The organism is Pseudomonas sp. 2(2015) (assembly GCF_000955865.1).
GTDB lineage: Bacteria > Pseudomonadota > Gammaproteobacteria > Pseudomonadales > Pseudomonadaceae > Aquipseudomonas.
Genome location: NZ_JYOF01000003.1, coordinates 400,355 through 409,924, shown reverse-complemented (window position 1 = coordinate 409,924; position 9,570 = coordinate 400,355). Strand labels below are relative to the sequence as shown.

Genomic DNA, 9,570 nt, shown 5'->3' with positions numbered 1-9,570 from the left:
TCGTTGAAATGGACTATTCGTTTCTGACCGGCATGGATCCGGAAAGGAGATAGAGATGCTGACTGTAATAAGAGAGGATCAGATAGCTGATACCGATATCAGGCTCTACGATGATGTTCTGGCTGTAAGGCCCGGAGAGCGCGGATCAGGAGTGGAGGTTTGGCATGCGAGGAAGCTGCCCAACCTCTATCACCCGCACACTCCGGCCGAAGCCACCATCCAGCGAGTTCTGCTGGTGGAAGTGGAGAATCCGGACGACCCTGATATGCAGGACCGCCTGCGCGTCGCCTGTACTGATGCCTGGAGTAGACGTAGAGAGGGCTGACGGGTAGCCCCACGTGGCTATATCGCAGTGCGCTTGAGCTAAGTGTTTCTCCATGCATGCGCCGCCCTCCGTGGCAGGATGCGGCATGGTGGCAATTTGGTTTGAGATGGGGTATTACGGGTGACCGGCATGGGGCCGGGTCGAGGGAGATGACATTGGACGCCCATTTTTTTATTGATAATTCGAATGTCTTTGGTGGGGCGCAGCTAGCGTCGGAGAAGCTTGAGCCGGGATCGGTGCGCAAATCAGTGCGCATCTACTACAAGAATCTCTTCAAACTCATCGAAAATGGATTCAATCCTGTCACCCGGGTTCTTGCGGGATCACTTCCGCCAGGCAACGAATCCCTTTGGGAGCATGCCAGAGGCCTTGGCTATGATCCTGACTTACTTAAACGCGTGGCAAAGGATGACGGCCGCCTGGTAGAGCAGGGGGTTGATGAAATCGTCCACCTGAAAATCGCCAACGTCATCTTAGATTATGACGCGCCCCAAGCATTGGTCCTGGTCACTGGAGATGGCAACGAGGCAGATTTTGGCACGAGCTTCTTGCAGCAGGTTAAGCGGGCGCTTAAACATGGTTGGCATGTCCATGTATGGTCTTGGGAGGAGCAGCAGTCAAACAAGTATGCTCGTCTTGCCGAAGAAACCGATGGTGTTTTAGTCGTCCACCAGTTTGATCCGTATTACAAGTCTCTGACATTTCTTCAAGAAGGGGACTACAGCGTGGAAGGCGATACGGTCCATGTGTCGGCAAGGGTTGTTGGAAAGCTCAAGTTCGACTGAAGCCTGGTGTAACTAATTCATCCCCAGGATCTTGCTGAATCATCAGTATGCTCTTGCGACTGAACTCCAGCGCCACAGATTGCGAGACCTCGTATTTGTGGCGCGGAGGTTCCAGTAGCGGCAGTGCGCCGCCCGGGCCCAGTCCGTGCAGGTGATGAATCATCAGCGTCATCGCCTCGCCCTGTTCCTCGATCCCGGCCCAGGCCATCAACTCCAGCAGAGCCTGCTTAGTCCCTGGTCGAACCTTCAAGCGCAGGTCTTCTTCCTGCACCTTCGCGGACTTCTCGCGCCTGCGCCGGTCGCGCGCGGCCTGGTCCATCGCCATATGACGCCTCCTTTAATCCGCTGGGCGGCAAGTGAACATGCAGCTGCCGGCGGCGCTGCTGGGTGATCTTCTGGATGCGTCTCATGGGTGGCACACCTCAATTGGCTTCTTGTTCGTAGAGCCAGAGGGCATGACCACTAGTAGACGCTTGTTTCCGCGATACACGCCCCAGGGCCGACCAGTGGACGTGGCCATGGCTGCCGCGTACTTCACGGCGGGGATGGGCTGGGCGATTGTGGCGATCATGGCTACGCCCCTGCCAGGTGATGCAGCGGGGCGAAGGGGATGTCGTCGTCGAAGCTGTCGTAGTCGGGGCCCGGGGCGCCTTGCTGGTTCTGCGGCTGGGCCTGCGGGCGGCTCTGCTGGCGCTGCTGCTGAGGCCGAGGCTGTTGCTGCTGGCTTCCTTGCTGCACCTGCTGCACCTGCTGCACCTGCTGCGGCGGGCTGCCGGCGAACTTGATGATGATCACGCGGCCGGTGAGCTTCACACCCTGGGAGTGGTCGGCCTTGGTGTAGGTCTCGACGTGGGCGTCGTCGATGGTGAAGTGCAGCTGCTGGCCCTTGAGCAAGTAGGGCGCCAGGGCTTCGGCCTGCTTGCCCCAGAGCGTGGCGTCGACCCACTGAGTGGGGCGATTACCACCTTGGCCTTTACGGCCATATTCGCAGGCCAGGGCCAGGTTGCAGACGGCATTCCCGTCAGGTGTGTAGCGCAGTTCAGCGTCGCGGCCCAGGCGGCCGATATCGGTAAGAGTAGGCATCGTGATTCCTTGGTTATGCGGCCAGGCCGAGCACCTTGTTCATGCGCTCGTCGAGGATTTCGTAGAAGGTCTTCACCCGTTCGGTGAGCTTGCGGATCATGGCTTCGTCGCGGTACACGCGCTTGACGAAGAGCGGCATGCCGGGCCAGTAGCTGATAAAGTCGATCCACTCGCGCTCCGACACCCATAGGCCGCCCTGGCACTGGGCTACGTGCTCTTTTGGAACATCGCCGGCCAAGATCACGCCCACCTGAAACTTGGGCAGCTTGGTCTTGATCTCGGTGAGGCCGTCGTCGCCGACCAGGGCGTCAGGCGAGTAGCCGATGCCGTGGTTCAGGATGATCCCGACTGAACGAGTCTTGAGGCTTTCACGGTCCTCATAGAGCCCGCGTGCGACACCCTCAAGCTCATGGCCACGGATGGTTGCCTTGGTCTGGAAGGGGATTTCGGCGGCCTCTTCGGTAATTCGCTCGCCGATCAGCTGGTCCATGTAGGTGAAGGCGGCCACACCAAAGCCTGCTTCGCCTTTGCCGCTGACCAGCAGGCAATCCAGCTCCGAGCAGGTGATGATGCCCAGGCGCAGGGCCAGCCACTCCGGCGTGCCTTGCTCGATGTCAGTGATGATCTGCATTGGAGGTCTCCTGGTCTGCGGCTGCATTCTGGCTGGCGGACTTGGTTAGCATGCCCAGCACTTGGTCGAACGCGGCTTTCTCAACTGCAGATGGAGTGCCATGGATGCTGGCGAATGCGGCCTTGGCTTTATCGCTGCAGCGCTCCAGCAGCGCGGCCAGCTGGGTGGCCTGCACCGACGTTACCCGCGGCGTCACGACTGCACCGTTGCCGTCGTCGTCCTCACCGGTGGTGGTGAAGTTGAGCAGGGCGCCGGCGGTGTACCGTTTGCCGTAGCTCACGCTGGAGGCTACGGCCTGGACGCCGTTCTTGCTGCCTGTGGTATCGGCCGGCAGGACCAGGGAGGTGGTTTCCCGGTGCCCGGCGCGGTGACTCAGCACACCCTCGACCTCGATCCCGCGCTCGTTGCGCGGCGTGCGGAAGGACAGGGCGAACCCGTGCCGCGCAAGAACCGGCTTGATCATCTCGTTGATGTCCTCCCAGAGTGCATAGGTGCTCTGGATTCGGCCGTTCTTGTCCTTGATGCCACCGCGCTCGCCGATGACGGGGAGTTCTTCCTGCATAGCGGCCATGGCCTCGTCGAACTGCTGCTTAGCCTGCAGGGCCTGGATGTTCCGGTGCATTGCCATCAAGCGCTCCATCTTGTCGATGTCAGCGTTCGGGGTCATGGCAACTTGCTGGATGATCTGCAGAACGGTGACCGACTCGGCGGCAACGGCCGGCGGCTGGGATTGGGTTTCAACCCTGGCTACTTGGCTCATGGTGACCTCAGTATGCGATGGTGATGTTGGGGATCTTGCGCAGGGCAATCAGGGTGATCGCCTGTTTGGCGCATTCCTGCGTCATGCCGCCGGCGACGAAAGCCTCCAGGGCGGCGCGGTTGATCTTGGTCTTGTGCGCCTTGTCAGCCTCGCGGGCTTCCTGCAGGCGGAGAATTTCGGCTGCTGCAGCATCGGCGCGGCGGCGCTCGTCCAGGCGGGCGTGCTCGGCAGCCGCTTCAGCGCGGCGGGCTGCGGCCTGGCGTTCTTGCTCGGCGCGCTGCTCAACCGCGATCCGATCGGCTTCGGCCTGGGCCCTGGCGCGCTCGGCTTGTTCGGCCTGCAGCTTCAGCTCCAGCTCGCGGCGGTCGGCGGCGGCCTTGGCTTCAAGTTCGCGGCGCTGGGTGGCTTCGCGCTCGGCCTGGGCCTTCTGCTCGGCTTCTACGCGGGCGCGCTCGGCGGCTTCCCGTGCGATTCGCTCTTCGCGCTCTTTCTGCTCGCGGGCTTCAGCTTCGGCACGCAGGCGGGCCAGTTCGGCCTGCTCGGCTTCGTACTGCTGGCGGGCGGCGAGGGTGGCGCGTAGCACCTTCAGCGAATCATCCTTGGCCCGGGCAGCTTCGGCTTCGAACTCTTCCCACTGTTCGCCCAGGGCGACGGCCTCAACCTTGGCGATGCGATCGGCCAGGTCTTCGGCAGTGATTCCTTCCAGCGCTTCGGCGTGGAGCTTCAGGTGGGCGATGGCGTTGTTGTGCTCGTCTACCCGAGCATCCTCGGCGGCCTGCCACTCGTTCAGTGGGCGGCGCACCTCTTCCTGCCATATATCCAGCGTGTCACGCATCCGCTTGCGTTCGGCGTCGATCTTCTTCGGGATCTCCTTCAGGTCGGCGACCAGGTCCTTGCCCACGTTGTCCAGTGCGGTCTTGGATCGGGCTACCTTGTAGGCGATAGAGGCAATGGCTTCGCGGCCTTTGCGGGTTGCGACGTCCGGCACAAAGGCGTCGATCTCGTCGCGGATCTTCTTGAGGTACGGGTCCAGGCCGTTGGTGACCTGGTACACCTGAAGCGCAGTTTCTTTCGGTGGCACGACGGCCAGTTCGGTTTGTGCGGACATGCGAATCTCCCGCGCCATCCCTGCGGTGGGCGCTGATGAAAGGGTTACTGAGTGATGGCGCCGGCCAGCGAGCTGGCGAGCATGAAGGCGGTGCAGGCGAGAAGGGTGATGGCAGAGCCGCGCCAGAAGGCGACGCGCTTGGCGCGCTGGTAGCAGGTCACGCCTTCACCTCATAGGCGACCGTCCACTCACCGCACAGGCAAGCGCGGCCGCTCCAGGCGTGCACGTTCGGGATGCCAGCGTCGTGGGCTAGGGAGAGAGCGCCCAGCCATTTCGGGTGGGTAAACGCCAGGATCATGCGGTCACTCGGCAGTTCTTCGATCTGCTCATCGATGAGCGATTTAACCGGTGCAGTGCTCATGCAACCTCCTTGCGCCGCTCGGCAACCCGGCGAACGCGCTCGCAGTAGTGTTTGAATTCGTCGGAATCGAGAGCGCCGGCGGTGAAGTGATTCACGATCAGCGCCTCGAGCCGCTTATCTGCGCGGAGCGTGTAGCGTTGCTCCAGCTGCGCAATTGCTTCACCGATGAGAACGTGGGGGCTCATAGCTCGGCATCCTCTGCATCCGCCTCGACCCCGGCCTGCGCATACTGCTCAAGGATCGACTCGGCGATTTCGTAGAGCTTGCCGCGGCTGTGGTCGCTCTGGCCGACGATTTCCCCGACCATGTTCTTCACGGTGCCGCCTGTTTCCGCTTGAAGCAGGAGCAGGGCCAAGGCGTTGAGGTCGTCTTGCTCGGCCTCCTGCAGTGCCTTGAGGTGCTCGGCGACCTTGGCAACGAACTGGTCTTGGCGGATGCCCACCGGTGGGCCAAAGCGTTGGCGGACCAGAACGTCAGCACCGCCAATCAATTGCTCTGCCTTGTCTTCAATCCATGCCTGGATCGCTTCTTGATGAGCTGAATCGTCTTCAGGCTCGGCGTTGTCGTAGAGCCATTGGGCTTTGCGTAGTGCTGACATGGTCGCCTCCAGGTGGTGGGTTACTCGGTGGGTGGGGATGGGAGGGGCTGCCAGTGGGTTGGCTCGTCGTCATCGCGGAAGCCACCATCCCAAGAAAGCCAGGAAGCGCCAGAGTCATACTCAACCTGCCCAAGGTAGGCGCCCGTGGAGCCGTGAAACTCGGCTTCGGACTTGCTCCACTCGATCCAGGCGCCCGCCGTGACTCGGTCCCCTTTTCGCAGGATGATTTCGGTGCCGTCACGCGGCGCCGAGTCGATCGTTTGCCAGCCGCTCATGCCACCTCCGGCCAATGGCGATTGATGCTCTCTTTCGCGTAAGGGGAAAGTCGCTGGAAGCTTTTCACCGTGCCGCATCCGGGCATGGTCCCCTCCAGTTCAACGCAGGCCTTGATGTCGCAGCGCCGGGAGCAGACCCAGCCGCCGTAGTGGCAGCGGTGCACTTCGCCGTCTGGCTCAGGGTGGTAGGCCAGGCCGCCCTTCCAAGAAGGCGACCCGCGCAACTTGAGGCCGCAGCCCCGGCACACGGCCTGGGTATCGGTGCAGTCATGCATGTACTGATCCTCTGGACCGCATTGGTCAGGAGCCAGGCGCGGGTGACCAAACCCAGCCATAAGACTGGCCTGGCACCTGCCAATGCGATCGATATGAAGGGAAGGGGATGCAGGCGCCCGGCGCTGCCCGGGAAGCATCTGGTCTGGCCGGGAAGGCCCCGGATTCGCCTGCGGTGATGCGATCTGCATCGGGGTGTGATCTGGCCGGGATTCGAACCCGAAAGGCTTACGTCGACTTCGGCAGCGCTACCTTATCGACCGCACTCTGCACGCAGAGCGCCCCTGTACCAAACGAGGCAAACGCCAAATTACACCCCGATGCAGCCTGCGATGGGGGGCAGGGCATCGGGCCGTCTTTCCGGCTGTCAGGGAATACAGCCTGTTTTTACAGGGTCAGGCTCCCTGCTTCCTCGCTTTCCACAGTCGAGGGAAACCGGCTAGGATCTTGGATCCACAGTCGAAATAAGGAACATCGTTATGACGGATTACATGGTGCGGGTTGAGCTGCTCAAAGCGAGCTGGGATGACTATGAAGATCTTCATGCCGGGATGGAGTCCCTAGGCCTGAACAAGACGGTTACCTTTGAGGACGGCAGCATTCGAAAGCTACCGATCGGCACTTACTATGGATCAAGCAAGCTTGAGATCACCGATCTTCGCGAGAGGATCAGGAACCTTGCAAATCCGCTCTCTGCACCCGGCGGGCCTTGGATTTTCGTATCTCAGTCCGAGACATGGTCTGCTTGGTTACCAACGACCTGAGACTTCCCGCCGCCGGCAAACGGTCTGCCTTTAGGCATTCCATCGGCCCAGTATTTAAGGTGATTCATCGCGATCGAGAAGGCTTCGTCAAAGCTAATGCTTTCGTCAGTCGCGATCTCCTGAACAATTTCCTGCACTCGATCTGTCTGTTCAGCGTTCATCGTCTTGCCCTCCAGGGCGGTTGATTTCCCGTCAGCCCCTCGTGAGAAGGGCTGCCAGTGAAATCGTCATGCTTGCGGGAAAGGAGACTATTTATGTCCCTTTCCAATCTATTTGGTGACGCTTTACATCACCTCGTGCATGAGGCGACTGATTGGTCAGTGTCCAGGCTCGCTACTGGCGGCAGCCTGGACTTACATCGCTCGTTGTTCCTCCGACCGCGACCCTGGTCCGCCGGATAACTGTTCTTGGCGCTTTACGCTGCACGCCCGGGGCAGTTGCCACCCCTCTGGACTGTTGAGGCCTGTCCATCGCTGCCTTTGAATCTGAGCCGGTGTCGATCCGGCAAGGTGTGTCGCTAAAGAGCGGTGAGGCTTGAGGGCCTCCCGAGGGGCTGTGTAGCGCCTCGATGAGTTAAAAGTAGCACTGCTGTTATTTGCGAGTCAACAGCACTGCTAATAATTTTCTCGCACCCACAAAAAAGCCCGCGCTTGGCGGGCAAAGGAGGGAATCTGAAATCAGTCTTCGGCAGGAACGGTCCAAGCCAGTCTCACCGAGCCGTCGTCTCGGTGATCCAGGGTCACGTTGTCGTTCTCGGCAACCTCATCTAGGAAGCGCACCCAGTCGTGAGTAGCTTCGTGCGCTTCCTTGGAGATCACCGCCGACTTGGCTTTCTGCGCTGTCGGCGAGTTGATGACCTTCTGAATCCGAGCGCCCATCATTTCGTAGGGCGTAGGAGGGGTAGGGGCTTTCGGTTTTGACTGCTGCTTGGCCATGGCGTAGCGCTCCATTTACTGTATGGATAAACAGTATTTTGTCTGGCGCTAAATCGCAACACTGAATTGCGCTTCTGGCCCGGCAGGCGGAGGTAACCAGCAAGTTCACTGAACCATCTAGGTCATCGTTATCTCTACCGAGAAACAGCTACCGGAGACGGTCATGAACTGGGATGACAGGGATAAAGCGCTTGCGGCCTGGCGCGAGCTAATCACCTCGCCAGAGATTCGGATGGATGCAGCTGAGCAGTACGATGAGCTGGTGAGCCTGGCGGACAAGATCCAGCATCAAGGGCTCATCGATGCCGAGGAGAAGGATGCGTTGATCCTGGAAGCGGCTGAGCGCTATGCCATTGCAGTAGAGGGCTTGGGGCTGGGGACATAGGTTTTGCTCAGGCAAAAAAGAAGCCCGCGAAGGTTGTTGGTATAAGTTTATGTCGCTTTTTTGTAAGGGAAACTTATTCTTACAATAAGACTTTAGTGTTAGTGCTTTCTATCGAGAAAACCGGATGAACGGTATGGTGTTCGAATATCTCACGTTGAGGACATTATGTAATCTCGCCGCCCTTTAGCACTGTGGGGCTCGGGGGCTTTGGGATGGAGGGAAAACATCAGAACCTGGTTATTCTTGACTGGACGGCGAAGTACCTTGGGGCGGGTTACTTGCGCGAGCCAGAATATGATCAAGCTCTGGCGGTCGCCGAGCGGCTTCAGCATTCTGGTTTGGTAAGCACAACAGAGTGGACTGCGATGGTTCGTCAGGCCAACGCAGCATTGCTTATGTTCGCCGAAGGCGAGGCGACTAAATCTAGCTCGCACAAGCGGGCAAAGAAAAGCCCGCAGGGGAGGGCGGGCTAAGTGTTTCACGGATGAGAATTTACCATGCATGTGCAGGGGTGAAAATTTCGTGAAGGCATGAAAAAGCCCGCCGAGGCGGGCTTTAGTCATTCGATCAAAAGCTATGGTTTTACTGGGCCTGGTGTCGCCGGTGAATCTTGCTGATTCTGAATTTGTTTCAGCAAGGCGCTATTGGCGTCTGATTGTGTTTTGGCCTCTTGAATGAGCAGCTCGACCCTCTGTTGATTGGTAACGGAGTCCTTGCCGCCATCGAAGAACGTCTTGCCTCCCCCAAAGATCGTCGCGTTCGCGCCCATGATTCCGAGAACGATCGCCACGCCAATACCAGCCATCCAATAACGCTGCTCTTTGTTAGCTTGCTTCACCGTGCCGAACTCTTTTTCAGTTCGCTGGAGTGCAGCTAGGGTGGCAGAGACCGCCTTGTCATTTGACTCAACATGTGCTTTCAGGGCCGCATTATGCGCTATGGCCTCTCTGCGCGCTGATCGTTCGCGCAATTTCATTTCGCGCTGTAGCTCATCCGCCATCTTCTGGATGCGTCTATCCATCCGCTCTTCAATGGCGGATAGTTTTCGGTCCAATTGATCCATGCTCATTTCGTTCATGGCCACAGTATGGTCGCTCTGTTCGTCCTTGTCATTTTCATCGCTACCAAGTGCGCTAGTCGCGGACGCAGCGGAGAACGATGCTGTAGAGCTGATGCGGCCAGCGCTTGGCACCGTGTAGCCACCTTGGCTTAGCGCGAACTCGACAAGGGCTCTGTTTGTTTCGCTATGCTCCAGCGCGACTAGCTTGACTACCCTCTCTTGCATGA

Annotated in this window: 17 protein-coding genes; 4 read left to right on the top strand and 13 right to left on the bottom strand. The window is 59.4% G+C overall.

From position 1 onward, the window contains the following. The first annotated feature begins 55 nt into the window (after positions 1–55). Positions 56–325, top strand: a complete 270-nt coding sequence (locus UB48_RS04870; RefSeq protein WP_045194509.1) for a hypothetical protein — start codon at positions 56–58, stop codon at positions 323–325. A 155-nt stretch (positions 326–480) separates the two neighbouring features. Continuing rightward, complete coding sequence (locus tag UB48_RS04865) at positions 481–1,110, top strand: NYN domain-containing protein (protein ID WP_156160169.1); 630 nt, start codon at positions 481–483, stop codon at positions 1,108–1,110. On the opposite strand, the gene UB48_RS04860 is transcribed toward UB48_RS04865, so the two are convergent. From UB48_RS04860 to UB48_RS04805, 12 genes are all read right to left on the bottom strand, one after another. After that, a complete protein-coding gene (locus UB48_RS04860) occupies positions 1,097–1,435 on the bottom strand; it encodes a hypothetical protein (RefSeq protein WP_045194505.1) in 339 nt (112 codons plus the stop codon). The two genes, UB48_RS04865 and UB48_RS04860, sit on opposite strands and share 14 nt — an antisense overlap. Before the next feature lie 248 nt (positions 1,436–1,683). Continuing rightward, positions 1,684–2,193 carry a single-stranded DNA-binding protein gene (gene ssb, locus UB48_RS04855; protein ID WP_045194503.1) on the bottom strand — a complete coding sequence of 170 codons (510 nt, stop codon included), beginning with the start codon at positions 2,191–2,193 and terminating at the stop codon, positions 1,684–1,686. Between the two features lie 13 nt (positions 2,194–2,206). Beyond that, complete coding sequence (locus UB48_RS04850; protein WP_045194502.1) at positions 2,207–2,824, bottom strand: lambda exonuclease family protein; 618 nt, start codon at positions 2,822–2,824, stop codon at positions 2,207–2,209. Next, positions 2,808–3,584, bottom strand: coding sequence for an ERF family protein (locus tag UB48_RS04845; RefSeq protein WP_045194501.1), 777 nt, complete (start codon positions 3,582–3,584; stop codon positions 2,808–2,810). Before UB48_RS04845 ends, UB48_RS04850 begins: the two co-directional genes overlap by 17 nt. Before the next feature lie 7 nt (positions 3,585–3,591). Further along, the gene (locus tag UB48_RS04840; protein ID WP_045194500.1) at positions 3,592–4,692 is read right to left on the bottom strand and encodes a hypothetical protein; all 1,101 of its coding nucleotides are present in this window, start codon (positions 4,690–4,692) and stop codon (positions 3,592–3,594) included. Positions 4,693–4,849: 157 nt separating this feature from the next. Continuing rightward, positions 4,850–5,053: a hypothetical protein gene (locus UB48_RS04835; RefSeq protein ID WP_045194498.1), complete on the bottom strand. Its 204-nt coding sequence runs from the start codon at positions 5,051–5,053 to the stop codon at positions 4,850–4,852. Beyond that, positions 5,050–5,238 (bottom strand): hypothetical protein, encoded by a 189-nt coding sequence (locus UB48_RS04830; protein WP_045194496.1) that lies wholly within the window; start codon positions 5,236–5,238, stop codon positions 5,050–5,052. Before UB48_RS04830 ends, UB48_RS04835 begins: the two co-directional genes overlap by 4 nt. Continuing rightward, a complete protein-coding gene (locus tag UB48_RS04825; protein ID WP_045194495.1) occupies positions 5,235–5,651 on the bottom strand; it encodes a hypothetical protein in 417 nt (138 codons plus the stop codon). The genes UB48_RS04830 and UB48_RS04825 overlap by 4 nt, the downstream gene beginning before the upstream one ends. Positions 5,652–5,671: 20 nt before the next feature. Beyond that, entirely contained in the window at positions 5,672–5,926 is a 255-nt protein-coding gene (locus UB48_RS04820) for a DUF551 domain-containing protein (protein ID WP_045194494.1), read from the bottom strand. Then, a complete protein-coding gene (locus UB48_RS27940; RefSeq protein ID WP_045194492.1) occupies positions 5,923–6,201 on the bottom strand; it encodes a hypothetical protein in 279 nt (92 codons plus the stop codon). Before UB48_RS27940 ends, UB48_RS04820 begins: the two co-directional genes overlap by 4 nt. Positions 6,202–6,923: 722 nt before the next feature. After that, on the bottom strand, positions 6,924–7,124 hold the full coding sequence (locus UB48_RS27690) for a hypothetical protein (protein ID WP_156160167.1): 201 nt from the start codon (positions 7,122–7,124) through the stop codon (positions 6,924–6,926). A gap of 516 nt (positions 7,125–7,640) precedes the next feature. Next, positions 7,641–7,898 carry a DUF1654 domain-containing protein gene (locus UB48_RS04805; protein ID WP_045194487.1) on the bottom strand — a complete coding sequence of 86 codons (258 nt, stop codon included), beginning with the start codon at positions 7,896–7,898 and terminating at the stop codon, positions 7,641–7,643. A 163-nt stretch (positions 7,899–8,061) separates the two neighbouring features. Between UB48_RS04805 and UB48_RS04800 the strand changes: the two genes are divergently transcribed. Both UB48_RS04800 and UB48_RS27255 read left to right on the top strand, forming a co-directional pair. Next, the gene (locus UB48_RS04800) at positions 8,062–8,283 is read left to right on the top strand and encodes a hypothetical protein (protein ID WP_045194486.1); all 222 of its coding nucleotides are present in this window, start codon (positions 8,062–8,064) and stop codon (positions 8,281–8,283) included. A 212-nt stretch (positions 8,284–8,495) separates the two neighbouring features. Further along, positions 8,496–8,756 carry a hypothetical protein gene (locus tag UB48_RS27255; RefSeq protein WP_177329139.1) on the top strand — a complete coding sequence of 87 codons (261 nt, stop codon included), beginning with the start codon at positions 8,496–8,498 and terminating at the stop codon, positions 8,754–8,756. Positions 8,757–8,857: 101 nt separating this feature from the next. On the opposite strand, the gene UB48_RS04790 is transcribed toward UB48_RS27255, so the two are convergent. Then, on the bottom strand, positions 8,858–9,568 hold the full coding sequence (locus UB48_RS04790) for a hypothetical protein (RefSeq protein ID WP_036995774.1): 711 nt from the start codon (positions 9,566–9,568) through the stop codon (positions 8,858–8,860). Between the last annotated feature and the right edge of the window lie 2 nt (positions 9,569–9,570).

Coding starts and splice junctions, on each gene's coding strand:
- UB48_RS04870 (WP_045194509.1), top strand. CDS start 56: ATGCTGACTGTAATAAGAGAGGATCAGATAGCTGATACCGATATCAGG.
- UB48_RS04805 (WP_045194487.1), bottom strand. CDS start 7,898: ATGGCCAAGCAGCAGTCAAAACCGAAAGCCCCTACCCCTCCTACGCCC.
- UB48_RS04825 (WP_045194495.1), bottom strand. CDS start 5,651: ATGTCAGCACTACGCAAAGCCCAATGGCTCTACGACAACGCCGAGCCT.
- UB48_RS04830 (WP_045194496.1), bottom strand. CDS start 5,238: ATGAGCCCCCACGTTCTCATCGGTGAAGCAATTGCGCAGCTGGAGCAA.
- UB48_RS27940 (WP_045194492.1), bottom strand. CDS start 6,201: ATGCATGACTGCACCGATACCCAGGCCGTGTGCCGGGGCTGCGGCCTC.
- UB48_RS04790 (WP_036995774.1), bottom strand. CDS start 9,568: ATGCAAGAGAGGGTAGTCAAGCTAGTCGCGCTGGAGCATAGCGAAACA.
- UB48_RS27255 (WP_177329139.1), top strand. CDS start 8,496: ATGGAGGGAAAACATCAGAACCTGGTTATTCTTGACTGGACGGCGAAG.
- UB48_RS04835 (WP_045194498.1), bottom strand. CDS start 5,053: ATGAGCACTGCACCGGTTAAATCGCTCATCGATGAGCAGATCGAAGAA.
- UB48_RS04850 (WP_045194502.1), bottom strand. CDS start 2,824: ATGCAGATCATCACTGACATCGAGCAAGGCACGCCGGAGTGGCTGGCC.
- UB48_RS04800 (WP_045194486.1), top strand. CDS start 8,062: ATGAACTGGGATGACAGGGATAAAGCGCTTGCGGCCTGGCGCGAGCTA.
- ssb (WP_045194503.1), bottom strand. CDS start 2,193: ATGCCTACTCTTACCGATATCGGCCGCCTGGGCCGCGACGCTGAACTG.
- UB48_RS04840 (WP_045194500.1), bottom strand. CDS start 4,692: ATGTCCGCACAAACCGAACTGGCCGTCGTGCCACCGAAAGAAACTGCG.
- UB48_RS04860 (WP_045194505.1), bottom strand. CDS start 1,435: ATGGCGATGGACCAGGCCGCGCGCGACCGGCGCAGGCGCGAGAAGTCC.
- UB48_RS04845 (WP_045194501.1), bottom strand. CDS start 3,584: ATGAGCCAAGTAGCCAGGGTTGAAACCCAATCCCAGCCGCCGGCCGTT.
- UB48_RS04820 (WP_045194494.1), bottom strand. CDS start 5,926: ATGAGCGGCTGGCAAACGATCGACTCGGCGCCGCGTGACGGCACCGAA.
- UB48_RS27690 (WP_156160167.1), bottom strand. CDS start 7,124: ATGAACGCTGAACAGACAGATCGAGTGCAGGAAATTGTTCAGGAGATC.